A 24,368-nucleotide genomic window follows, 5' to 3' on the forward strand; every position below is an offset into this window, starting at 1 on the left:
GACCTCTGCAGTGATGCTGCGGCCATATCGATCTGGGTTACCAGGCCTCTCCAACATGCTCTTAGGCGCTCTGCCCATTCTATTAGCATGAGCCGGAATTGTAATTCCATCATCAATGTACGACTTCGTCATAAACGTAACCTCGAAGTCGATCTTTTCTTCAATCTTTGCCGACTGACCATACTTGGATTCAAAAAACTGATGAACCTTGGCCGTCAACTCCTGAATACGCTGCCTTGAACTGACGAGCCGTTGAATAAAAGCCTCCTTTGAGCCACTGACATCTCCTGCTGTTGCAACGCCTTCGACTTGGCCCGTCACATACTGATCAATCAAACTAGATGCATATGCCAACTGTTCCTGGCGGCGACGCTCCGTTTCAAGGACATCATCAAGCCGCGAAGCGAAAACAGACGAAACACCAAATAGCGCAAGTGCTGCCAACCCCATCGCAATGGCCCTGAGCAGCAATGGCCCTACACCCAAACCATCCAACTCCTTCGCAGCATAATACTCCGCAACAATGCCGCCATAAAAGCCTCCGAACGAAAAGAGAACACGAACAATACTTTTCTGCGTCGGACGAAGACCTGCGTACCAACCTATGAGTTTATTCATTGGCATTCAAACCTGCCCACCTACCCTACCGGGAAAAACCTCTTTAAAAAGCTCTGAATCTCTTCCGACATCAGCAACTTTGGAATATCCGTCAACCTGCGACAGGAAATCGAGAGCAACAAGTCATCCTTCGTCTGTATCCCGGCACCAACAAACGACTCGGGAATCTCCAGACAGTGAACAACAATACATGGCTTCTTAAGCCCTAGAGCCAACCCGAACTCATAATGAGTGCCGTGACTCAGTCCCGGAATTGCGACAATCATATCGCATTCCTCGACAGCCTCCGTGCACCCCCTAAAGACCTTTTCAGCACTAAGCGTCCTTCTTCCCCACTTATTGACATCACGATGCGGAATAAAACTATGCACACCCATAACACGAAGAGTTCTCTCGATACCCGTCAGCATGTTGCGATATCTTCCGGGAGCTATGACTCCGTGGGGGGCTTTCTCCGAAATCAATTCCTCTCCTCTCTTGAGAACCCCTTTAGCCTTGGCTGTAAATGGAGCAGCAACATACGCAGTTGGGTAGCGCGGCGTCACGCTCGCCACTGACAGCTTTGGCCCTTCATCGACAGACTTAGGTTTGTCATATTGGACTCTGAAGAACAAAGGCTCACGACGAGTTGTCCCTCCGCCACCCGCCGCAGCGACTGCTTCAAACAAGCTAAGCTGCGCTTCCATAGGGGACCTTTGCCCCCACAACCACACAAACTCCGAACAAATATCCTTCGCGACTCCATCATTCAGCCAGTTATTCTTTTCACTATCAATACTCCAAACAGACGACTCACGATATCCCGACATCCACTGGGAGTAGAGTGAGCCAATCGCCTCCAGATGCCCCCTGGTATGCAGGGGCCTGTCATCTCTCGCGCGCGCCTTAATCCTGGAATACGCAATATCAATTGGCACATCGCAGAATATCACAAGTTCCGGAGACAGTATGCTTTGCGTAAAATGGCTCGCCAACGCCTTATAGGTGTCAAATGACCGTTGATCTATGTCCCCCGACTCGAAGAAGCTGCGGGCAAACACATAGACATCTTCATAGATCGACCGATCGACAATCACCCTCCTGAATCTGCTAAGCGCGTCTGACAACTCAAGTGCCTTATGACACAGAAAGGCAATTTGAGTCTCATAGGCCCATCGACGAGGGTCTGCCTTTAGGTCGGACAAATACGATTTCCCTACGGGGCTTTGCCCTACATAGTGATACCCCAATCGAGAAGCCATTGTTCTGGCAAGCGTTGTCTTCCCACTGGCTTGGAGTCCTGATATAGCTACTAGATGCGGGAGCCCGCGCGGAGCAGTTCCAGCACTCAACTCCTGAGCGGTTCGAAGCCTCACTGCTTCCAGTTCAAAAGGAAGCCATAGCTCTTGAGGAACCTCAAGATAGCGGCAAATGCCACGCAGAACGGTCCGGCTGGGAAGTCTGATCCCTTGTTCCAAATGCGCAATAGCTGAACGATTCGATTTCGGAGCGAGTCGTTCCGCCAGTTGGCTTTGTGTTAGGCGACGCGCCTGTCTGTAGATCTTTACTGCATCGCCAAGTTGTTGAAGGGATGCCGCCATTGAACGTTTAGGTGCGTGTTTCCAGTGAAGCTATGGCATTTCCGGTGCTCGTGCCAGCTTTCGAGTTGATTGGGCCCCCATGACAGCACTGGGTCGCCACAACCCCACTCCGGGTCTCGGTTGACAGGACGGAGGCGCCTATCATTACTGCGTCAGGGGCCCACAGGTGGCCGTGGAGGCCCGGCGGGCGACGTGAGGCGCGGTGGTGGTTGGCGCGGTGATGGTTGTGGTGCGGTGTCAGGTGGGGCAGCGAGACAATCCGGTGGCATTCTCCCGCACCATCGCGAGCCGTGCGGTGGTGATGCCAGCCGGGGAAGAGGCGGCCTTCGTCAGGGGAGGCTCAACTCCCCCTGGGCCTACCCCTGACGCGGTAGCGCTAGAGCGCCGAACAGGTTAGGTCACGCCGCGAGTTGGTAGGTAGCGCGCGGCGACCTCAAGGTTTTGGACGACGACGACCGCGAGTCGCCTGAAGTCAAAGAGGTTGCGACGCGTGCCGCGGTATCGGGCCTTCGAGCCCTGGCGGTTGGCGAGATGTGCCAGGCAATGCTCGACGCCGACCCGCTCGCGGAGTTGTGCGCGGCCCGCGCGCGACTGCAGACGTGAGCGAAGGCGCTGCTGGACCCGCTCGTCGTCGCCCATTGTTGCCGAGCACGTTTGTTGATGGCCGGGTGAGTCCGCTGGATGATGGACGCCGGAATCCCGAGTCGGTTCAAGGCCCTTCGGCCGCCTGGCGGCGGTGCCCTCCGGGCAGCTTGAGCCGCCTCGTGCTCCGGCTCAAGCTGCAACCGTCGATTCCCCAAAGGGAATCGCCTCAAGAAGAGGCCATCATCGGCGGTGACACCCGGCCGCGCGCGCTCGTGATGGACTCCAGTGGTTTCGCGCGATTGCTGGAGGTGCCCATCAACGAGCCGGTCCGTGGAACGCCGTGGAACCATCAAAAAGCGTGCGCGACAACATTTGGGAGCGGCCGCTAAACCGGAAGCGGATGGGGGCGCGGTGGGGCTGAGTTCCGCACCACCGACGCAGCATGCGGGCCAACCACAGCCACCGGGAGCACCTCTGCAATCGACCCCTCGATTGACTGGAAGCTGAGCTGCACCAAGCCCGCGCGCATGTCCTCCACATCGAGGTGCCCGTAGACGCCTGACGTAGCGGTGAGGCTGGGCGGCCCCGCCGCGCCATCAAGACACTCCCTTCCGCGGGACGCCTCGCCTCCCCCGCTCAGGACAGGTACTCGATGGCGAAGAGCTCCGCCCACAGGGGCGTCTCCTCGGCCACTGCCTTGCCGTCCGGGTTGGCCTGGCGCAGGAGCGCGTCGGTGATGGGCGCCGCGTCGGCGGTGCGCTTGAGCGGCTCCACGAAGCCGCCCCCGCCGGTCTCCAGCACCTCCGACACCACGTCGAACGCGGTGGACAGGTCCCCCAGGCGCACGAAGCCGGGGTGGGCCATGTTGCCCTCCGTGGCGGGGATGCCCAGTCTCCGGGCCATCAGCGTCCGACGGAAGTGGGCGATGGAGGGACACACGTCCTGCTCGTACACCGTGTCGGTGAAGACCAGGTCGCTGCTGGCGTCGAACGTCAGCCCGCGGCGGCGCAGCGTGCTGGAGCCCACCAGCGCCCAGGTGTCGTCCACGATGATGCTCGTCGTCGCCAGCCGGCTCGGACGGCCAGGAAAGCCCATGGGGTGGAAGACGCGCTTGCGGTCCGCCGGCAGCGAGTCCAGCCGCGCCTGGCGGTCCTTCATCTCGTAGTCGATGAAGTTCTGGAACCGGGGCGGGTAGTCCGTCTGCCTCGGCGTGCACAGCACCACCTGCAGCGTCGGCACCTCCATCATCCGCGCCAGCAACACGCTGAAGAGGTCCTCGGGCGCGGGCGTCTGGGTGCCCTGCACCAGGCGGGTGGTGCCCAGGCCCGGCGTCTCGATGTAGACGAACCGCCGCGCCCGGCCCAGCGCCGCCCGCAGCGCCCACTCGGTGTCGCGCCGCCCGTACACCGCCGTCACCACGCGCCGGTCCAGCTCATGGAACAGCCGCTGCTTGCGCAGGTTGGCCGTGGCCACGGGCAGGTTCAGGTCGGTGACGGCCTGGTTCACCTCATCGCGGATGTCCGTCAGCATCTGCCGCGTGGGGGCCGCCACCTCGATGTCGTTGCCGTCCACCGTGACGGTCTTCCCCTGCAGCCGGGTATCAATCCAGTCCACCAGGTCCGAAAAGTTGTTGGCGGGGTTCGTCCACCCGGCCCGCGCCGTGGCGTAGTCGCCCATCTCGTCCTTGAGGAAGTACAGGCCCGGCATCTCGGCCAGCGGCGCGGTGTTCTGGAGCACCGCGCCCGCGAAGGTGCCGGCCGCGGGCGCCGCGGGCGCATCCCAGACCTGCCCGAAGAGCACGAACAGCCCCGTCGGGAGGAACCGCGTGCGCCGCAGCCCCAGCACCGTCAGGTCATGCCTCAGCAACCCGCCCGAGGTGGACACGCCGACGGACTGGACCTCGCGCCCCCCTGGCCCGCCCGGCGAGCCCAGGCGCGACTGCGCGGACAGCGTCTCCGGCGTGAGCCGGCCTCCGGAGATGACGGCGCTGGTGAAGCTGGACACCACCAGGTCCCGGCACGCCATGGTGGGAAAGCGCGGGGGCTCACGCCCCACGGGCCCTGGCGCGCCCGGGTTCTCCGCCTCCACGCCCACCAGGCCCCAGAGCAGGTCCAGCGCGCTGCTGGCTCCCGGCGGTGTCAGCCCCAGCACCCGGGCGCTGCACGTGCTCTTGTACACGCCGGCCAGGCCCAGGGCGTTGGCCACCGGCGCCACGGGCAGGTTGGTGTCCGGCACGGTGTCGCTGGCTGCGAGGCTCACGTCCTGGTTGCCGAAGATGCGGGCCACCGGCGAACCATTCATCAACTGGTCGCTGACGAGCGCCAGGTCGTAGCGCAGCACCGCATTGGTAGGAATGCTCTTCACCGTCCCATCCAGGCCCACCAGACCGAAGGGGTCCTTCAGCACCAACGACACGGACGTCTGATTCGCGGCCACCACCGCGCCCGCCCCGTCGCCCCGCGTCACCACCGCGTCCTCGGAGAACTTCCGGGGGAAGACGTGCACCGCCGTTCCCGGCTCCAGGTTGTTCAGCGTCAGCAGCACGTCCGGCGTGGTCGCCCCCTGCACAGTGATGTACGCCGCGCCCCCATTGAAGCTCCGCGCGGTGAGGTAGTCGGGCGGCAGCGCCCCGGGCCCGGTCACCGGCTGCGGCGCGAAGGCGGGCCACTTCGAGCCCGCGCCCACCACGGCGGGCACGGTGAAGGTGTCGTCCAGGGCCTGCGCCACGCACTGGAACTGGCTGTTGGGGGGAGCCCCCGCCAGCACCGCCTGCGCCGCGCCCAGCACGTCGTTGCCGTCCGGCAGCGGGGTGAGCGTCTCCGCCATGCGCACCGCCGGGCGCTGCTCCAGCGCCACGCCGTTGGCGCGCGCGAAGTCCGGGTCCGGCGTGCCGAGCAGGAACGCTTCCAGGTCCAGCACCCGCACGGTGAAGAAGTCGCGGAACATGGCCGGGCGCGGTCCCGGCTGAGCGCCGGTGATGACGCCCGACAGGTCCGGAAGCGGCGTGGGCGGCGTGAAGGCCGCCCCCAGCGTGCCCCGGTGCGGCGAGCCCAGCACCCGCGAGGCGGGCTGGCCCCCGTTCCGGGTGACGGTGCCCCCAAGGCCATTGGTCAAGTCGCACAGGCCGGTGGCGGCATCCACCGCGCCAATGCCGCCCAGGCCCGCGCCTGAGTGAGGCTGGCCCTCCGGGCCGCACAGCCGCAGCCGCACCCGGTTCGGGTTTCCCTGGGAGAGGACCTGGGCCAGGCCTCCCAGCAGGTTCTGCGCCGGGGGGTCCACAATCATCAGCGGCAGCCACATCAGCGACGGGTGGTACGCCAGGAGGATGTTGAGCGCGGAGAACACCGCCAGCGGGTCAATGGGCTGCCCGTGCACGTCGTAGATGCGCAGGTCCTCGTACTGGCCCAGCTCATCCCCCGGGTTCACTCCGCCGTTGAGCTTGAGCGCCAGGTTGGGCGTCATGTCCTGCGCGGAATAGAAGAAGTACTTCGGCACCGGGCGCACCGGCACGCCGCGCGGGTTCACCGGGTTGCCTGGCACCGCGGGCGTCTCCAGCAGCTCGCAGTACAGGCGGGACAGGCGCGCGTAGAGCTGCGGGAAGAGCGTGACGAGCACCCCCGTGCCCTGCTCCGGCGTCCCGTCCGCGCGCACCAGCGGCACACCCAGGGGCAGGTTGGCCGAGGTGTCCACCTGCCGCATCGTCCCCGCCATCATGGCAATCCAGGTCGCCGGGGTGTTGGCGCCCTGCACCAGGCCCCGCAGGGTGAGGGGGGGCTGCCCGTTGGGGTCCTCCGAGGACGTGACGGTGACCCCATCCACCCATGGGCTCCAGGCGATGCGGGGCATGGCCAGTCCGAAGGCCTGCATCCCCAGCTTGCTCAGGACGTTCATCACGATGGTCATGGCGTGGCCCCTCTCCTTACGGCCCGTTGAACAGCTGCGCGATGGGCACTTCCGTGGCCCGCCCCAGCGGATCCACCAGCCGCAGCACGAAGGGCGAGCCCCAGATGGGCCGCTGGTACGACTGCTGCGTCTGCGGGTCCGTCACCATCTCCGTCTTTCCCAGCAGCTTCACGTACAGCCGGTACTGCGCGGGGAAGGCGTTGTTCGGGCTGCGGAAGAACCGCAGCAGGTGCCCCGCCTGCAGGACGGTCGCCACCATGACGTCGGGATTGGGGAACGCCCCCTGCGCCGCCAGCTCGTGCGTCTTCGCCTGGAGCACCCGGTTCCGCGTGGGCACGCCCCGGGCCGACACGCCCGTCTGGTACAGCTCGATGAGGGCCACGCCCAGGGGCGACAGCCGGTGTGGCAGGTCCGTCTGGAAGGTGAGCATGTTGACGCGGTCGTTCGCGTCCACCCAGGTGTTCCCCAGGAAGTCGAGCGACGGCGGAGCCGGCGGCGTGTGGAACACCTCCACCACGCTGGACGCCTCGGACTCGCCCGGGTAGCGCCCATGCATCACCGGGTCGTCGGGCTGCATGCCGCCCAGCGCCTGCGCCCGGTAGTAGAACGGGAACCAGGACGGCGCCTGCGCGTCCACGAGCACCCGCGTCTCCACCAGCTCCGCGCTGCCCAGAGACTTCGGCACCAGCTCCGTCTGCCACTGCGGCGCGGTGTGGCCGTACGCCGCGGGCCCCATCAGCCCCACGTCCCGGGCCTGCACCTCGCGGCGGACGCGGTGGAGCCGGAAGCCGTCTGCCTCGGGCCCGGGCCCGGGGTGCACGGTGAGCCGGATGCCCCCCGGCTCCGAGCGCGCCATCAGCACTGGCTGGCCCGGCTGCACCCGCTCCGGCACGCCCACCGCGTACATCTCCGACGAGCGCGTGGACTCCACGCCCGTCTTCGACACCGCGGAGAAGCGATAGAGGAAGAGCATTCCCGACGAGCCCGGCAGGTCCGCCTCGAACTCCGTCGCCTTCAGGGGCTTCTCGTTGAGGCGGGTGAAGACGCGGATGGAGTCCTCATCGTCGGACAAGGCCGCGTTGCGCACGGTGTCCTTGAGCAGCAGCGCGCGCTCCTGGATGCCCTCGGGCAGGGCCAGGTTGGCCTTCTTCGCCAGCGCGGACTCGGTGGCCATCCACACCATGTAGCCGTCCGCGGCCGGGTCCCCATCCCACGTCAGCCGGGCGCGAGCCTTACCGATGACATCCGGCAGCGACGTCCACTTCACCTGCGGCGGCGTCAGGTCCACGGCGGGCGGCGTGGGGTCGAAGACGTACGTGACGCGAGGCCCCACCGACGTGCTCCACGCGCCGGGCGCGGGAGGCACGGGGCGCACCGCCTCACTGCCGCGCGCATAGGCGGCATAGCCCACCTTCTTCTGGGACGCGGTGAAGTCCACCGCGCCGCCGTCCAGGATGAGCCGGTAGCGCCGCACGTCCGAGTTGCCGTCCGCCACCGCCCCCAGCACCTGCACGGTGCCATGCCCCGCGTGGGCGGCGCTGGCGAGGTAGGGCTGCTGAGCGCCGTCGAAGCGCACGTGCACCGGCGTCCCCGCGCCCGCCGGCGTCAGCGCGAAGCCCGCGGGCGGCGCGGGGTCCGGATCCACGCCCTCGCCGGGGAAGAAGCGCCCGGTGAGTTCGATGGTGTGTGGGCTGCGGTCTCCCCAGTCCCAGGCGAAGTCCACCACCCACCTGCCGTGGAGGGTGGCGCCGGTCTCCCCCGGGTTGGGCTCGAACATCACCTTGTCCACGCCGGGCCGGGCCACCGCGTCCGCGGTGGAGTTGAAGGACGCCTGCGTCCAGGAGGTGGACCAGCGGCCGAAGACATCCGTGCCGATGACGAAGTAGCGCGTGGTGTTGCCGCCGCTGTAGGGCTGCCGGCCGTACCGGTCCACGTAGTGCGAGCGGGTGCCAGGCATCACCACGCCCTCCACCGTCCCCGGCCGACCGGGCACATAGGGCTGGTAGCCCTTGCCGCCCAGGCGGGGCCCGTTGAGGATGACGGGCGTGGCGGCCGCCCGCTCCGCGACCAGGCCATAAGACTGGGGCAGGAGCGACGGCAGCCACTCGAGCCGGCGGGACTCGTAGGCCTGCGTGTCCCGCGACGGCGGCCTGTCGCGCGACAGCAGCGAGGCGCTCAGGGACTGCGCGGCCGCGGGCTCCGGGCGCACCTCGGCGATGGCGGCCAACTCCACGTCCCACTCCACATGGGTGCCCACCACCTGGGCCAGCACGTGGAAGGGCGCGACCACCATGTAGTCATGGGGAAGGTCCACCAGGCCCGTGGGCCGCACGTACGAGGAGGGCAGCGGCAGGTTCAGCCCGCCGCCCCTGGGCGAGGACACGGTGGACGGGGGCGGAAGGTCGATGGTGCCGTACCCCAGTCCGGTGGCCGCGAAGCTGTCGGTGGCCACGTTCATCATCGACGTGCCCACCACCGGCAGGCGGAACGTCGTCGTGCCCTCGGGAGGCACGTTCTGTCCCACCTGGGCGAGCCCGTCCAACTCGTGGGTGACGACGAAGTCGCGCTGCTGCCGCGTCGGGTCGCTGTCCACCGTCTGCGACAGGCATGCGCGCACCGCCCGGAAGAAGGAGCGCCCGCCCGAGCCCGCGCGGCCGTTCACCATCTCCTGGAGGAAGAGCACCGGGTCCGGCGCGGGCCAGGCCGGAGACACCACCACGCCAGGAACCGGCGGCGGGTCCACCTGCATCAGCGCGGCGATCTCCAGCCGGAACTGCGCGGCGTTGTACCCCGTCATGCTCGCGGGCGCGTAGCCCTGGAGCATGGCGCCGGCATAGACGGGCGCGGCCGCCTCGCCCGCCTTGTAGGGCAGCCCCACCACTTGGATGGGCTGGTTCCAGGTGACCAGGTTCACCAGCGTCTCCTGGGGAATGCCCACCAGCGTGTTCACCGTGCCCACGCCGCTGAAGCCCAGGCTGGCGATGCCGTGCGCCCGGAAGCGCCCCCAGCCAGACCCGCTGAACGTGATGCGCTGGCCGGGCAGGGGTTCGCCGTACGTGTCCCGCGCCACCACCGTCAGCGTGTTGCCCGCCGCCAGGGTGACCCGGAGCGCCACGTCGAACATGGTGTTGCTGCCCCACGTCCACTTCGTGTTGGCCGGCACTGCGAAGGCACCCACCGCCAGCAACTGACCGTGCAGGTTGAGGTCGTCCCCCGTGCGCAGCCGGCGGTAGACCTGGAACGGCCGGCGCGGAAAACCGAGCATCGGCCGCGACATCCACCGCAGCGCCACCGAAGGCCCGGTGGGGTACGTGATGTGGAGGCGCTGCTTGACCAGCTCCTGGCGGCCCTGACGGTCCGCTTCGCTCAGGGGGCCGGCGTGCAGCATCAGGCCCCGGGACCAGACGGTTCTAGCCATGACGCTCCTCCCGCGTGGAATCAGTAATCAAGGTCGTCCTCCCACGGTGGGGTGGCGGTGAGCTGAAGGGTGAGCAGGTCCGCGCCGTCCTGCGGCAGCAGGTCCGCGTACAGGCTGCTGGCGGGGCGGTTGAGCCGCAGGGTGAAGGTGGAACCAGGCTGTCCCTGCGGGGGCAGCATCGCCGGGTCGAAGAAGGCCACCGTGCGCGCGCCGCCCGTCGTGTGGATGAAGCGCTGGATGTGGCCGCTCGGGGACGTCAGCGCCAGGGCCGGCCGGGTGCGCAGCTCCACCCGCTTGAAGTTCGGGTCATACGTGTAGTCGTCCGCGTCCTGCACCGGGACGAGCTCCGGCTCCTGGCGGGTGCGCCAGTGCGGCTCCACCGTGTCGATGAGCACCGCGTGCGGTTGGTCCCCCACCCAGTAGACGGTGAGGGTGTTCTCCCCGGGCGCCGGCAGGGCCTGCTCTCCGGCCGCCATCAGCGCGCCGAGGACCTCCTCCTCCGTGCGCGCGCCGGACACTCCCGGCAGGTGGATGGCGGAGCCCAGCACCTTGTGCCGCACCCGCGCGCCGCGCACGTCCTCGGCGAAGGCGTGCAGGTCCGCGTACCGGCCCGTCTTGAACGAGCGCCGGAAGAAGGGCAGCTCGCCCTGGGCTCCCTCCACCGGCTTGAGCTGCACCGGCGTGCCCTCGTCGATGGCCACCGGCAGCAGCTCGAAGGTGTAGCCCATCAGCGGCGCCAACTGCGCGGCGAGCTTCACGTACGTCTGCGTCTTGCTGGTGCCGGACGCGTTGATGCACGGCAGGTCGGGCAGCGTCTCCAGCAGCGTGTCGTAGTAGGGCGAGCCGAAGTCCGCGGCCTTCTCACCCGAGAACGGCGCGATGTCCACGTCGACGGACGTCTCCGGGTCCTGGGGCTGCGGGAAGGGGTTGCCTCCCTCGTCCTGCAGCGGCGGCATCACCGCCCGGCCGTCCGCTCCGCGGAGGCGGTACTGCAGCTTCGCGTTGTACGCGGCCAGCATGGGGAGGGTGGAGACGTCGTTGAACACCACCATCACCGGCTCGCCGTAGAAGTGGAACGCGTCGCCCGTGTCCGGGTTGAGCCCCATGACATAGGGGTCCAGCCGGCTGGGCAGGTGCGAGTCGGTGCGGAAGAAGAACGAGCGCTTGTAGGCCGTCAGGTCCGTCACCTGCTCGTACGGCTCGATGCCGGGGCCCACCTCGATGGTGGAGACACCGTTGGCCTCGTACTCCACGTCCAGGCGGTACTCGGAGCCAGGGGTGAGCAGCGCCACCGCCTCGCCCTCCTCCACGTAGTCCTGGAGGGTCTCCTTCTTCGTCTCCTTCTTGGAGGACTCGAACTTGAAGCGCTGCTCCTCGGCCAGCGAGCAGACCTCCACCGCGCCCACCACCAGCGTGTACTCCTTCTGCGTGACGGACAGCACCGGCTTGCAGCGCAGCTGGACGATGGCGCAGCGCGACTCCGGCTTGAGGGTGAGCAGCAGCCGGCTCATGAAGGCGAACTCGGGCTTGCCGCTCGTGAAGAAGTCGTAGACGGGGGTGACCTCCTGGGCCCACGGCAGCGCCGGGTCCCTCCACTGGGCCGGCAGGTCCGCGGCGCTGGCCAGCACCTGGGGCGCGGCCAGGTTGAGCGCGGTGGTCTTCAGCAGCACGCCCTTGTTGTCCAACTGGCGCACCTCGAAGACGCCTTGGCTCCAGCTGGCGTCCGCCAGCAGCAGCAGGCGGACCTGGTTGGCCAGCCCCGTGTGCAGGTTGACCCACAGCTTCTGCTGGAGCGCCAGCATCACCTGGTTGTACGCAGGCGGCTTGGGGAACGTGGATGGCGCGTGCGCCGTCTTGTCGAACAGGCGCGGCAGCTGCAGGCCCCGGGCACAGCGCAGGCGCGCCACCTCGCGCTCCGACTGAGGCACCCGGCCAACGACCTTGGCGGGCGCGGGGAACGGGTCCCCGGACTCCTCGGCCACGGTGGCGATGACCTGCTCCTCCGGGGTGAGAATGAGCTCGCCCACGTACATCCCCGTGGGCGGAGGCGTCTCGCGCTCCGTGCCCGGCGGGTCCGGCAGCGGCGTGCCCTCCAAATCCCATCCCTTGCCGGAGGGGCCCAGCGGCTTGTCGCAGAGGGTCCACAGCACGCACGCGGGCGGCGCGGCGGGCGTGCAGGTGGACTCCCAGCTCGACTCCACCAGCGTCTCCAGCTCCGTGGAGCGCTCCAGGGCGCGCGGCGTGGGCGACGGCGTGCGGCTGCCCAGCGCCAGGTCCACCCGCTTGTCGGGCTTGTCGTTGCGGGCCTGCTTCTCGAAACGCCACACCGCGGGCGGCGCCTCCCCGCCGTAGCTCTCCGCCACGAAGGCGTCGGCCGTGCCCGCCTTGCGGCGCCACAGCGACAGGCGCGTGAGGCGGAAGCGGCACTTGAGCGAGCCCAGCGTGAGGTAGCCGTCCTTCGCGTGGAGCGCGGGGGAGATGGGCAGGGCCTCGGTGAAGGTGGCGGTCGGCTCGCGCGGGACGGGGGCCTGGTTGGCCGCGTCCATCCACACCTCGTCGGTGGCGCCCACCCGCGGAGCGCACAGCATCTGCAGCACCGGGATGCTGTCGATGGGCACCACCGGCATGCTCCCCTCGGAGCCGGCCGGGGGCTCGTCGCCGTCGGTGTTGCCCGAAGGCACGCCCCGCACCGCGTTGCCCAGGCTGGCGTCGATGGGCCGCTCGCCACCCTGCCCCGCCGTGATGACGGGCGCGAAGCTCTGCAGGTACACGCCGTTGAGGAAGTCCGGGAAGCCCTGGGTGTTCGGCTCCGAGCCGCCGAACTCCACGTCCACGCAGCCTTCAATCTCGAAGAACAGCAGATGCACCTTGCCGCACACCTCGCCGCGGAACCACGCGGGGGGCGCCTTGATGGTGAGCGCGGCGGACGCGGAGATGCTGATGATCCACAGGTTCAGCTCGCCCGTCAGGCGGAACAGGCCCACCATGAAGAACGGGTCGAACGAGAAGCCCACGTCGGCGCGGGCGGACAGCTCCAGGTAGAGGCCAATCGACTTGGAGCCCCACACCATGCTGGCGAAGATGCCCGCCGCCACGGCGACACCTTCCAGCGTGATTTCATCCCCGCCACCCACCGGGAAGCCGGGAATCTCGTCCCCGGCGATCATGAAGTAGCCGCCACCGCGGATGATGCCGAGGATCTCCGCCTTGGCCGGCTGCTGGATGGTGCCGACGTACAGGTGCCACTGGTCCGGCTTGTTCCAACTGAAGAACAGCTCGATGGGCAGCTTGATCTGGATCAACTCCTTCACCGAGAAGTCGATGATGACGCCCAGGGTGATCTGCCCCAGGTTGAAGTCCAGGTCGAGCACGCCCAGCAGGCCCGTGGTGACGTTGCCCTTCAGGTCCCCCGGCAGCTGGGAGATGACCGTCATCTTCACGGCGATGAGGATGCGGGGCCCGGGCAGCTCCAGCATGAACATGCCGCGCAGGTTGGTGAGGAAGCCCCCGTCCAGCGTGCCGAGGATGGCGCCCACCCCGAAGCTCCACCGGTCCTTCTCCGTCCCCCAGAGCGGCGCGTTGCTGGAGTTGACCAGCCGGGCCGGCTCGCCCTCGGCCTTCTCCAGCCAGCGGAGCGCCGGGCCCACCGGGTCTCCCGGCTGGCGCGGCTCCTCCAGCCGCTTGTAGTGCATGGCGAACAGGCCCTGAAACCCGTAGATGCCCAGGCCGGTGGCGCCCAGGATGATGGGCGAGGGGAACTCCACGGTGAGCCCGACGAAGACAGCGGTGACGCGCTCGGCGGGCGGCGCGGTCGCCGGCACCTGCTGCACACCCAGGCTGGCGGCGATTCGCACCTTGAGCGGCACCAGGGTGACGTCCAGCGAGCCCTCGAAGCCGTTGTCCAGCAGGTGCAGCCGGCCGTTGCCCTTCAGCGTGCCCGGCACGTCCACCTTCACCCCGGCGGGGAGGATGCTGGGCAGCCCCGGCCCCGGGTCGGCGATGGGCCACTTCACCTTGAGCTCGTCCACGGTGACGACGCCCAGGTCGATGTTGAGCCCCAGGTCCACCTCGAGGGTGAGCGGGTTGTAGCGGGCCACCCGCGCACCCAGCACCTTGATGAGGTCTCCCAGGAGCCCGTCCACCTCGAAGAGGCTCGGGTCGTCCAGGTTCAGCTCGTAGCCCTTGGACGGATCGAAGATGGGCTGGTACTGCCAGGCGTCACCGTTCAGCGGCACGTGGAGGTTGAAGCCCACCGCTTTGTAGCGCACGCGCAGCGGCTTGCTGGACTTCACCTTCACGACCTTGAAGTCGACGCCGAAGTCCACCGCGTAGTCGAACAGCACCGCGGCGTCGGAGAAGTGGACGTCCTGCCCCGGCGGCGCGTACTGGCGGGCCTTCAGCTCACCGCCGTAGAGGGTGAGCTGCTTCGTCTGGATGACGTCCAGTCCCCCCAGCAGCGCCGGCACGCCCCACGAGACGGCCATGCCCGCCCAGTCCTCGGGCTGGTCCAGCTCCGCCGTGCCCGTCGCCTTGGACAGGATGGGCGACAGCAGCATCATCGCCCCCAGCATGTTCTTCCACCGGTAGCCCGCCTCGTTCGGCTCCAGGACGATGGGCGGCAGCACGCCGTCCAGGTCCTCCTGCGCGGCGTGGATGCGCAGGCTCTCCGTGCGGTAGTGCGTGGATGGGTCGTACGTATAGGCGAAGGTGAACTCGGTGATGCCGTCGCCGGGGTTGTTGAAGAGCGGCTTCTGGGGCGCGTTGTCGCCCTGGATCTGCTGCTCGCGGACCTTGCGCTCCAGCGTGGTCTCGAAGTCCAGCTCGCCCTCGACCTGGGCCAGGATGAGGGTGTTGCGCTCCACGCGCACGCGCACGCTCATGCGGCGGAACACGTCAGGCGGCGCGTTGGACGGCGGATAGGGCGGCGGCTCCTTGGGCGGTGGGACGATGATGGGCTGGGACGCGTCGCGCTTGAGGGTGCCTGTCGCCGTGGCGGCGGAAGCCCCGCCCACCCCGTCGGCGCGCAGCAGCACCACGCGGTCGTGGATGTTGCCTTCGCGGCCCTTTCCGCTCATCTCCCCGGGCGGGTAGACGGCGGGGTCCGTCTCCGTGTCCGAGCCGCCGTGCAGCTTCTGGCCCGCCTTGGCCAGCAGCTCGCCATGCGCCACCGTGTCCACGTCCCCTGCCGGTGGCTGGAGCACCTTGCGGTTGGCGATCTCCACCGGGGCGCCGGGGTGCTTCGCGTTGTAGTCGTCCACCGCCGCGTAGGCGACGGCCAGCCTTCGCATGGAGAGCTTGAAGTTGTGCGTCTCGGTCCAGGAGTGGCCCTCGGTGCTGGCGTAGCCGTCCACGGAGACGGTCCGCTTGCCGTTCAGCTCGGGCACTCGGTGCCACAGCCAGGCCCGCAGGGCCTCTGGGCCCGTCTGGCCGGGGGACGGGGGCGAGCCCGCCGCGGCGCCCGCGGACGGCAGGGGCCAGGCCGGCGTGGGCACCTTGCTGCCCATGAAGAACGGATCCACCTTGTCCGGCGGTGACGCGCCGAAGCCGCCCACGTAGGCGGGGACGATGCCCGGGTACTCATCCTCGAAGGGCCGGTCGTAGTCGTAGAGGAGGTGGAAGTACTCCCGCTTCGAGTCCACCTGCGCCAGCGCCAGCTCCACGTCGTACTCGGCGCCCTCGGGCACGTCGATGGGGATGGTGGGGACGTAGTACTTCCGCGGGCCGATGACCGGCTTGTTCGTCGCCTTGTCGGTGACGGTGACGGTGACGCCATCCCGGAGGAGATTGTGCCGGGGCGCGGAGACGGTGAGCGTCTCGGTGATGCCGGTGGTGGCCGGCACGAAGGTGACGGTGACGTCCGGGGGAATGGCGTCCGGGTCCCACATCGCCGTGTGCTTCACCGGCGTGCCCGGGGCGGGCAGCTGCGGCTGCTGCGAGGACGGCGTCAGCACCAGGGCCGTCTTCTGATAGCGAGTACGGGGCGCGGGCTTGGACGAGTCCGTCATCGCCACCACCAGCTCGCCCGTCTTCGGCGGAGCGCCGGTGAGCTGGGCGCGCCCCTTCGCGGCGTCCCACGGCAGCGGCGCGCCCGCATAGGAGATGGACACGGTGAAGCCGGGCACCCCGCCCAGGGCGGACACCTGGATGTAGGCGTCCTCGGGCACCACCGCGTTGCCGGAGACGCACTCGGCCTCCGAGTCGGCCTGGATGCCGGGCTGGTAGTCGATGGAGGTGGCGCCGTCCAGCAGCAGCACCGACATGCGGAAGTCGGCCTGGAGCACCACGTCCACGAAGGCGTCGAAGGAGACCTCGCCCTGGAAGGAGATGAGCGCGTTGTCGACGCCGAAGGTGAAGCCCCACTGCTTGGCTTCGTCGGTGTAGTAGACGCGGATGGCCTTGATGAACAGGCCCGTCCAGGCCTCGTCGGTGCCGAAGTACTCCAGGATTTGCGGGGGCGTGGAGTCCTGGCTCAGGTCCAGCAGCACCTGGTCCACGCCGAAGGCGAAGCGCCCGCTCTCGTGCATGGCGATGGGCGGCTCCATGCGGATGAGCTCGCCCACCCCCAGGTCCGCGGGAGCGTCGAAGCCGCCGCTGCCCCAGGACTTCATGCGGAAGCGGGGGGCCGTCGCGTAGCCCTGGTCCTGCTGGTACTCGAACACCACCCTGGGGAGGACGAAGCGCACGTCCCCGTCCGGGTTGGCCGGGTCGATGAGGATGCGGTGGTCCTGGTACACGCCGGGCTTCCAGGCCTTGCCCAGGTGGAAGGACAGCTCCGGCATCATCAACTCCAGCCGGAACGCGGTCCCCAGCGCGTCGGTGGTGGCCCCGGCCGCCAGCGGCGCGCCCTGCGTGGGCACCGGCCCGAGCCGGTCCACCAGGCTGTTCAGGTTGCGCATCGTCCGCCCATCACGGACGAGCGCTGGCTCCAGGTTGGCGGCGATGAGGTCCTGGCCCGCGGCGTCGACCTCGTCGACGGCGGCCTGCAGGTCCTGCGAGGCCGTGTTGCGCGGCACGGTGAGCCGGAAGGGAATGGTGAGCGCGTCCCAGGTGAAGACTTCGCCAGAGGGCGCGCGGTGCTCGCGCTTGGGGAGGGCCCCGGCGTCGCCCATGAGGCTGAGCGTGCCGGTGTAGACGACGGCCGTGTCGTCATAGGTGGCCTGGAGCGAGTCCACCCCGAGGACGGAGAGGTACTCATCGATGAAGTCGGGGAAGGGAATGGCGAACTGCGGCGCGAGCAGCTCGTACAGCCCCAGTTTGGTCGCGGCCATGCAGACCCCTCTTCCCGGGCACACCGGTGCGAATAAAAAGCGCTTCGAAATACATAACGATCCGCCCCTGACATCCTCCTCACGGCCCCTCCGATTTCAGGGTCTGGGCGGAGGTGGGCGATGCTGCGCGCGTCTATGTCATTGGCGGGGCCGCGCCGCAGGTGGAGCCCGAAGTCCTCCATGCGCCACCTTTCCGCCCGCTTCCTCCTTTGTGCCGTGCCGCCCCTGGCGGGCCTCGCGCAGGAGCCCACGCCCTCACCTCCCCCGGACGCGAGTGTCAACGCAGATGACGCGTGAAAGGATTGAGCCGAGCGCTTCACTCCCTGCACTGCCTGGGTAGGGGGCGGGGCCGAGGCGCACAGGGCCAGCGGGAGTCCAATCCCAATCGCGCGTCTTGCCGCGACAGCGCTGCGGTGTCGAGCCGAAGGCTTGCCTGCGCTCGGCGACGCTCGCCGCCATGGGTCGCCAGGCGGTCCCACTTCCGCACACTATCCGGGACGTTCCCGTTTCCACATCGCCGACGCCCTGATGCCATCCTCGCGCGCCGTTCAACGCGATTCGCGCGCCCGCGCTTGCACTTGATTAACCAAGTGGTTATTTTCCCACCTGGTTAATTACGCCATGTCGATCGACCCGCTCAGCGCCACCTTTGCCGCACTCGCCGACCCGACCCGGCGCGCGATCCTCGCGCGGCTCGCGAAGGGTGAAACCTCCGTCACGGAGCTCGCGCAGCCTTTCGAAATGAGCCTCCCTGCCGTGACGAAGCACCTCAAGGTGCTTGAGCGCGCAGGGCTGATTACGCGGAGCCGCGAAGCGCAGTGGCGCCCCTGCCGACTCGCGCCGAAGCCGCTGAAAGACGCGAACGCCTGGCTCGAGCACTACCGCGAATTCTGGGAGGGCAGCTTCGACCGGCTCGAGGACTACCTCGCCGACCTCCAGGGGCAGAAGCGCCCGGCGCGCGCCCGCAAGGTTCCAACTCCGAAGAAGCCCAAACGAGGAGCACACACATGAACGCAGCGATCGACCTCAACGAACTCGCGAAGCGGCAGTTGCAAATCTCGCGGCTGATCAGCGCCCCACGCGCGCTGGTCTTTCAGGCGTTCACCGACGCGAAGATGATCTCCAACTGGTGGGGGCCGAACGGCTTCCGCACGACGACGGTGAGCAAGGATGTGCGTCCGGGTGGCGCGTGGAAGTTCACCATGCACGGGCCGGATGGTACCGACTTCCCGAACCACATCGTCTACACGAAGGTCGTCCCCAACGAGCGGCTTGAATGGGATCACGGCTCGAAGGAGGGCGAGGTGATGTTCAAGGCGGTCGTCACCTTCGAGGATGAGGCGGGACAGACGCGCGTCACGTTGCAGCACACGATGCCCACCGTCGAAGCGCGCGAGCAGGCGGCAAAGTACGCAGTCGAAGGCGGCAATCAGACGCTCGCGCGACTCGAGCAGCACCTCGCGACGCAGCAGTAGTCGCTCGTCGCCACGGTACCGTGCGCGCGAGTGCCCACGTCAGCTCGGCTTCAAGCGCAGCGAACTCAGCAAGGGGAAGAACCGAAGCCCGTGGGGATGCGGCCCTGGTCGGAAATGAGCTCGACGCAGTGAAGGGGAGTTTCGGCCGGCGCTAACATCCCCGGCAATGCCTCGCTCAAGCCCTTCATCGCGCGCATCACGAAATCACCGATGGCTTTCCGCAGCATGAGCGTTGATGGTTTTGTCACTCCTCTGCCGAGCGCATATCGCGAATCGATCGCTTCTCCGTCTGCCGGACGCGTCGCGCTCGCGATCCGCTGGGGCGAGCAGCCCCGCGACCGCGAGCGCGCGTAGCGCCAGGGCGCTTACGGGGTCGGCGGCACGATCTCGCGTGCCGAGGGGTAGGCGAAGTCGACCCGCCGCCAGCCGTCCACGCGGAACGTCGTCTCCCAGCCGGCCCACGTGGCCGCCCGATCGTAGTGACCGGTGTTCTCGCCGTCGCGGTCGTGCCATTCGGTGAAGAGGCGGAACTCGTTACGCGGCGTGCCGGAGGCGTCGAAGGGGTTGGTGTCGAGGAACAGCAGGTTCCGGGTGCCGCCTTCGACCAGATACGAGACCACCTTCACGCCGAGCCAGCGGCCTTCCTGCAACTGGTAGTCGAAGGAGGGCGTGAGCGAGAGGTGGTCGTAGGTCGGGTGGTCGAGCTCGCGGTAGGCCTGGGGCGAGACGCCGCCGAACGGGACGTCCATGCCGACGCAGCTCGAGCGCGCCACCTGGGGCTTCGTGTGCTGGCCGCCGCGCATCTTCCAGGACATGGAGTGGTGCGTGCCGTTGTCCTCGTGGGCGCGCACGTAGACGGTGGCCTCGAAGTTCAGGAGATCGTCGGGGCTGCCGATGAAGCCGTTCTCGAGGGCGCCGTCACGCCAGGTGAAGGACTGCTCGCCGCCGCCGGGACGGAGGTGCAGCCGCACCGTCTTTCCGGCGGGCTTGCCGCTCGCGTACGTGACGCGGTGGCCGGTGGTCGACCAGTAGGGGACGCCGGCTTCGAGGCCAGGCGTGGCCTCGTCGCCTTCCATGTCGAAGAATGGCTCGGAGTCGGTGGGGTCGCCGTCGCTGAGGTGGAAGCTGCTGCCGGAGGGCTCGGAGGGGAACAGCATCCCCACTCCGTCCGGACCAACCTCCGCCACGGGAGCGGGCGGAGTGGCCGGGGCGGCGAGCGCCGGAGCGGCGGTGCCAATGACGAGCGCGGAGATGAACGAAGCTCTGAGGAGGTTTGGGATCGTCATGAGCGGCGCGAACCGCGTGCGGTGACGAGATCATCCCGAACGGGGGCGGCGGTGCGTGCCGGTAGGCGAGCACGCGGCGCTATGCGCGGAGCCCGTTCGACTGACCGCGGCTTCCCGAGGCGCGCTGGAAGGTGATGTGGAAGCCGGGTGCTGAGGAGATTCAGCAGGGGCTTCAGCGGTAGGAATTCCCGACCCAGGCGCGTCAGCGCCCGCAGCTCGCAAAAGGGGGGCCATCCGCCAACGGGGGCGGCCCCCGGGGAAGACCTACTCCTGGAACGTCTGGGTGAGCTTCGCGATGGCCCCTGGCAGCCCCCGCACGCGCAGCCGGCTGCCGCTCTCGTCGTGGGACTGGGACACCACCGTGGTGTGCTCGTACACCTCGCCGATGCGCCCCTGCCGGGCGTAGGGAATCACCAGGTCCGCCTCCACCATCGAGGACTCGAAGAAGGCGATGATGTTCTTGCGCAGCATCGCCACGTCGTCCGGCAGGTGCGCGGAGAGCATCAGGGCGTCCGGGTGCTTCGCGAGCAGCGCTTCCTTCGCCGCCGCGTCCAGCCGGTCCGCCTTGTTGAAGAGCAGCTTGCTCGGTACGGCGTCCGCGCCGATTTCCCGGAGCACCGTGCGGGTGACCTCCAGCTGCGCGGCCCACGTGGGGTCCGACGCATCCACCACGTAGAGCAGCAGTGACGCTTCCAGGGCCTCGTCCAGCGTGGAGCGGAAGGACGCGACCAGGTCGTGCGGCAGCTTCTGGATGAAGCCCACCGTGTCGGAGACCAGGATGCGCGGACGGGTCTCCGGCTGCATCGCGCGCACCGTGGTGTCGAGCGTGGCGAAGAGCTGGTCCGCGACCAGCACCGTGCTGCCCGTCAACGCACGCATCAGCGAGGACTTGCCCGCGTTCGTGTAGCCCACCAGCGCCACCCGCAGCTGGTCCCTTCGCGCGTAGCGGCGGTGGTCCTGGTCCTTCTGGATGGCCGCCAGGCCCTCGCGCAGCTCCGCCAGCCGGTCGCGAATCTTGCGGCGGTCCAGCTCCACCGCGGAGTCACCCGCGCCACGCCCCTGCTGCCGCTCGCGGCCTCCGGTGGATTCGCGCAGCCGGGGGGCCAGGTAGTTGAGCCTGGCGATCTCCACCTGCATCCGCGCTTCGTGGCTCTTCGCGTGCCGGTGGAAGATGTCGACAATCACGCCCGCGCGGTCCAGCACCATCGCGCCGGTGGCCTTCTCCAGGTTGCGCAGCTGGCTGGGCGACAGCTCGTGGTCCACGACCACCACGGTGGGCCGGGGCCCCGCCGTGTCGTCTTCTTCCGAAGGCGGGGGCAGCAGCGCGTCCTCCGGCTCCACGTCGCCGGCCTCCTCCTCCTCGGGGGCGGCCTCCGTGTTGGCGGCGGCCTCCCACTTCTCACGGGCCTTCGACATTCGGTCGCTCGCCCCGGACGCAATCACGCCGGAGCCGCCGGTGAGGGCCGCCAGCTCCTTGAGCTTGCCCGTCCCGAGCACCGTGCCCGTGGCCAGCCGCGTCCGCTTCTGGGACACGGTCGCCACCGTGTCATACCCCAGCGTGTGAACCAGCCGGCGCAGCTCCGCGAAGTCCGCGGCGTGCTCTTCGTCGGAGACGCCCGGAAGCTGGACACCGACGAGGACGGCACGCGGACGCTCAGGGAGGGTGGATATCGTCATGCGCATGCTCGTACCACGTCGGGCCGTCCCGCGACGGGGCGAGTCCACGCCCCCCGCCCCCCACCGGGTCCGGGCGACACCTCGCCTGGATGGGGAGGGGGCAGGAATGCCGAGGGCGGACGTCCCGGACAGGGTAGGCTTCCGCGTCCTCGCGTCACCCAAGGCTTCCTTCCCATGACATTCGCTTCGCTCGGCCTGTCGGACGCGCTCACCCGCGCCTTGGCGGGACTCGGATACGACGAACCCACGCCAGTGCAGCGCGCGGCCATCCCCGTGGTCCTGCGAGGTGGCGACGTCTGGGCTTCGGCGAAGACGGGCTCGGGGAAGACCGCCGCGTTCCTGCTGCCCATCCTGGAGGCCTTGCGGGCGCGGCCCGGAGGGTCGGTCCGACCGGTGCGGGCCTTCATCCTGGTGCCCACGCGGGAGCTCGCCGCGCAGATCGTCGATTCCATCGAGCGGTACGGCCAACACCTGAAGAAGCCGCTGAAGACCTGCCTCGCGGTCGGTGGCGTCTCCGCCAACCCGCAGATGCTGGCGCTGCGGGGCGGCGCGGACATCGTCGTGGCCACGCCCGGCCGCGCGCTGGACCTGGTGCATCAGAACGCGCTCCGGCTGGACGAGGTGGAGACGCTGGTGCTCGACGAGGCCGACCGGCTGTTCTCGCTGGGCTTCGCCGATGAGCTCAACAGCCTGCTGGCGCTGCTGCCCGGGCGCCGACAGAGCCTGTTGTTCTCCGCCACCTTCCCGCCCGAGGTGCGGAAGTTCGCGGAGCAGCTGCTGCACGAGCCCACGCGCATCGACGTCGATGACGGGGAGCTGCCCTCGACGGAGTTCATCCTCCAGCGGGCCCTCCAGGTGGATGTGCCCCGGCGCACGATGCTGCTGCGGCACCTGCTGGAAACCCACGCATGGAGCCATGTGCTCACGTTCGTGGCCAGCCGCTACACGGCGGACCATGTCGCGCTGAAGCTGAACCGCGCCGGCATCGCCGCGACGTCATTGCATGGGGAGCTCAGCCAGGGCGCGCGCACGAAGGCGCTCGCGGACTTCAAGGCGAAGCGCGTGCGCGTGCTCGTGGCCACGGACGTCGCCGCTCGCGGCCTGGACATCGCGCAGCTGCCGGCGGTCGTGAACTACGACTTGCCCCGCTCGACCGTGGACTACGTGCATCGCATCGGCCGCACGGGGCGGGCGGGCGACAAGGGCGTGGCGATCAGCTTCGTCAGCGCGGACACCGAAGCCCACTTCCGACTCATCGAGAAACGCCACCAGCTCGGCCTCCCGCGTGAGCAGGTGCCGGGCTTCGAGCCGACGGAAAAGGTCTCGCCGACCCCGCCGCCCCTGGATCCGAACGGCGGTGTGAAGGGTCGGCGCAAGAGCAAGAAGGACAAGCTGCGCGAAGCCGCCGCCGCTGCCGCTGCCGCCACTCCCCCTCCGAAGCGCAGGCCGTAGCGGCTTGCTCCCGCGCGGTCAGCAGGGCCACGCGCGGGTCAGTCCCTCGTGGTGTAGGGTGCGCGAGTGCTGCTCAACGACGGCTATGTGTATCGCGAGAAGCTCGGGCGCCGACCGGGCAGCAGCGCGCTCGCCCATCTGACGGACAAGTATCGTCACTCCTCGGAGGAGGAGTGGCGGGCCCGCTTCGCTCGGGGCGAGGTGCGACTCGACGACGTCACCGCCGACGGCTCGGAGCCGCTGAGGCCGGGGCAGTGGCTGTGCTGGCACCGCCCGCCGTGGGAAGAGGCGGACACGCCGCAGTCCTTCGAGCTCGTGTACGAGGACGCGGAGCTGGTCGTCGTGGTGAAGCCGAGCGGACTGCCGACCCTGCCCTCGGGAGGCTTTCTGAAGAACACCCTGCTCTCCTTCGTCCAGGCACGATGGCCCGAAGCGGTCCCCATGCACCGCCTGGGACGCGCGACGTCGGGCCTCGTGCTCTTCACTCGCACCCGCGACGCAGCCGCGCGCCTGGCGAGCGATTGGCGTGAGGGCCGCGTGCACAAGCGCTACCGCGCGCTCTCCCAGGGGCTCGCCGCCCAGGAGGCCTACGACATCCGCGCGCCCATCGGACTGGTGCCCCATCCGCTGCTGGGTGAAGTCCATGGTGCCAGTGCGCGGGGCAAGCCCTCACACAGCACGGCCCGGGTGCTGGAGCGGCGCTCCGAGCACACCCTCTTCGAGGTGGACATCCACACGGGGCGCTCCGAGCAGATCCGCATCCACCTCGCCTTCATCGGCCACCCGCTCGTGGGGGACCCGCTCTTCGCCGTGGGCGGCCTGCCGCTGGAGGAGCACCCCGGCCTGCCCGGAGACGGCGGCTATCTGCTGCACGCGGAGTCGCTCACCTTCCTGCATCCGCGCTCGGGCGAGCACGTTCAGCTTCACGCGCCACCCCCGCTCGAGCTCCGCGTCCAGGACTCCCTGCGATAGCGCCCGGACGCACCCCTTGAGCCACGCGCGCGCCCCGGCCACAGGGTGCCGCGCGGTGACCTGTTCGGCAGTGGGGACGCGCCACCCGCGCGACGTTGTCCTGAGCCCCAAGCGGACGTCCCCCGGAGCTTGCC

The 24,368-nt window shown here is 68.5% G+C and carries 13 protein-coding genes and 1 pseudogene; 5 read left to right on the forward strand and 9 right to left on the reverse strand.

What is annotated here, in order from left to right; translation table 11 throughout:
- From G4D87_RS02740 to G4D87_RS02750, 3 genes and pseudogenes are all read right to left on the reverse strand, one after another.
- Positions 1-624: hypothetical protein (locus G4D87_RS02740; protein WP_163778297.1), on the reverse strand; the 624-nt coding region annotated here is incomplete at its 3' end.
- Between the two features lie 14 nt (positions 625-638).
- On the reverse strand, positions 639-2,198 hold the full coding sequence (locus G4D87_RS02745; RefSeq protein WP_163778301.1) for a deoxynucleoside kinase: 1,560 nt from the start codon (positions 2,196-2,198) through the stop codon (positions 639-641).
- Between the two features lie 393 nt (positions 2,199-2,591).
- Positions 2,592-2,846 (reverse strand): annotated as a pseudogene (locus tag G4D87_RS02750) (IS1182-like element ISStau7 family transposase); the annotation flags it as partial.
- Positions 2,847-2,962: 116 nt separating this feature from the next.
- Between G4D87_RS02750 and G4D87_RS02755 the strand changes: the two are divergent.
- Positions 2,963-3,172: a hypothetical protein gene (locus G4D87_RS02755; RefSeq protein WP_163778307.1), complete on the forward strand. Its 210-nt coding sequence runs from the start codon at positions 2,963-2,965 to the stop codon at positions 3,170-3,172.
- Positions 3,173-3,419: 247 nt separating this feature from the next.
- Here the strand turns inward: G4D87_RS02755 and G4D87_RS02760 are convergent, their stop codons facing one another.
- From G4D87_RS02760 to G4D87_RS02770, 3 genes are read right to left on the reverse strand one after another with little or no spacing between them, the layout of a single operon-like run.
- Positions 3,420-6,686, reverse strand: a complete 3,267-nt coding sequence (locus tag G4D87_RS02760; RefSeq protein WP_163778310.1) for a phospholipase D-like domain-containing protein — start codon at positions 6,684-6,686, stop codon at positions 3,420-3,422.
- A gap of 16 nt (positions 6,687-6,702) precedes the next feature.
- The gene (locus tag G4D87_RS02765) at positions 6,703-10,104 is read right to left on the reverse strand and encodes an Ig-like domain-containing protein (protein ID WP_163778313.1); all 3,402 of its coding nucleotides are present in this window, start codon (positions 10,102-10,104) and stop codon (positions 6,703-6,705) included.
- A 20-nt stretch (positions 10,105-10,124) separates the two neighbouring features.
- Positions 10,125-17,372: a hypothetical protein gene (locus G4D87_RS02770; RefSeq protein ID WP_163778316.1), complete on the reverse strand. Its 7,248-nt coding sequence runs from the start codon at positions 17,370-17,372 to the stop codon at positions 10,125-10,127.
- A 621-nt stretch (positions 17,373-17,993) separates the two neighbouring features.
- On the opposite strand from G4D87_RS02770, the gene G4D87_RS02775 reads away from it, so the two are divergent.
- Together G4D87_RS02775 and G4D87_RS02780 are read left to right on the forward strand one after the other, a co-directional pair.
- Positions 17,994-18,383 carry an ArsR/SmtB family transcription factor gene (locus G4D87_RS02775; protein WP_163778321.1) on the forward strand — a complete coding sequence of 130 codons (390 nt, stop codon included), beginning with the start codon at positions 17,994-17,996 and terminating at the stop codon, positions 18,381-18,383.
- Positions 18,380-18,847 (forward strand): SRPBCC family protein, encoded by a 468-nt coding sequence (locus G4D87_RS02780; RefSeq protein WP_163778325.1) that lies wholly within the window; start codon positions 18,380-18,382, stop codon positions 18,845-18,847. The genes G4D87_RS02775 and G4D87_RS02780 overlap by 4 nt, the downstream gene beginning before the upstream one ends.
- A 65-nt stretch (positions 18,848-18,912) precedes the next feature.
- Here the strand turns inward: G4D87_RS02780 and G4D87_RS02785 are convergent, their stop codons facing one another.
- The 3 genes from G4D87_RS02785 to hflX all read right to left on the reverse strand — a co-directional run bounded on the left by G4D87_RS02785 (position 18,913) and on the right by hflX (position 21,816).
- Positions 18,913-19,074, reverse strand: coding sequence for a hypothetical protein (locus G4D87_RS02785; protein ID WP_163778328.1), 162 nt, complete (start codon positions 19,072-19,074; stop codon positions 18,913-18,915).
- Positions 19,075-19,212: 138 nt separating this feature from the next.
- Entirely contained in the window at positions 19,213-20,133 is a 921-nt protein-coding gene (locus G4D87_RS02790) for a hypothetical protein (RefSeq protein ID WP_163778331.1), read from the reverse strand.
- 264 nt (positions 20,134-20,397) lie between these two features.
- Positions 20,398-21,816, reverse strand: a complete 1,419-nt coding sequence (gene hflX, locus G4D87_RS02795) for a GTPase HflX (RefSeq protein ID WP_163778334.1) — start codon at positions 21,814-21,816, stop codon at positions 20,398-20,400.
- A 168-nt stretch (positions 21,817-21,984) separates the two neighbouring features.
- On the opposite strand from hflX, the gene G4D87_RS02800 reads away from it, so the two are divergent.
- Both G4D87_RS02800 and G4D87_RS02805 read left to right on the forward strand, forming a co-directional pair.
- Positions 21,985-23,262 carry a DEAD/DEAH box helicase gene (locus G4D87_RS02800; protein WP_163778337.1) on the forward strand — a complete coding sequence of 426 codons (1,278 nt, stop codon included), beginning with the start codon at positions 21,985-21,987 and terminating at the stop codon, positions 23,260-23,262.
- A 66-nt stretch (positions 23,263-23,328) separates the two neighbouring features.
- On the forward strand, positions 23,329-24,234 hold the full coding sequence (locus tag G4D87_RS02805) for an RluA family pseudouridine synthase (protein ID WP_163778340.1): 906 nt from the start codon (positions 23,329-23,331) through the stop codon (positions 24,232-24,234).
- Positions 24,235-24,368 lie beyond the last annotated feature (134 nt).

Origin of the sequence: Myxococcus vastator (assembly GCF_010894475.1) — a bacterium.
Classification (GTDB): domain Bacteria; phylum Myxococcota; class Myxococcia; order Myxococcales; family Myxococcaceae; genus Myxococcus; species Myxococcus vastator.

What these genes read in the sequence shown, in the direction of transcription:
- G4D87_RS02745 (WP_163778301.1), bottom strand. Translation starts at nt 2,198, where the DNA reads ATGGCGGCATCCCTTCAACAACTTGGCGATGCAGTAAAGATCTACAGA.
- G4D87_RS02760 (WP_163778310.1), bottom strand. Translation starts at nt 6,686, where the DNA reads ATGACCATCGTGATGAACGTCCTGAGCAAGCTGGGGATGCAGGCCTTC.
- G4D87_RS02765 (WP_163778313.1), bottom strand. Translation starts at nt 10,104, where the DNA reads ATGGCTAGAACCGTCTGGTCCCGGGGCCTGATGCTGCACGCCGGCCCC.
- G4D87_RS02770 (WP_163778316.1), bottom strand. Translation starts at nt 17,372, where the DNA reads ATGGCCGCGACCAAACTGGGGCTGTACGAGCTGCTCGCGCCGCAGTTC.
- G4D87_RS02775 (WP_163778321.1), top strand. Translation starts at nt 17,994, where the DNA reads ATGTCGATCGACCCGCTCAGCGCCACCTTTGCCGCACTCGCCGACCCG.
- G4D87_RS02780 (WP_163778325.1), top strand. Translation starts at nt 18,380, where the DNA reads ATGAACGCAGCGATCGACCTCAACGAACTCGCGAAGCGGCAGTTGCAA.
- G4D87_RS02785 (WP_163778328.1), bottom strand. Translation starts at nt 19,074, where the DNA reads ATGCTGCGGAAAGCCATCGGTGATTTCGTGATGCGCGCGATGAAGGGC.
- G4D87_RS02790 (WP_163778331.1), bottom strand. Translation starts at nt 20,133, where the DNA reads ATGACGATCCCAAACCTCCTCAGAGCTTCGTTCATCTCCGCGCTCGTC.
- hflX (WP_163778334.1), bottom strand. Translation starts at nt 21,816, where the DNA reads ATGCGCATGACGATATCCACCCTCCCTGAGCGTCCGCGTGCCGTCCTC.
- G4D87_RS02800 (WP_163778337.1), top strand. Translation starts at nt 21,985, where the DNA reads ATGACATTCGCTTCGCTCGGCCTGTCGGACGCGCTCACCCGCGCCTTG.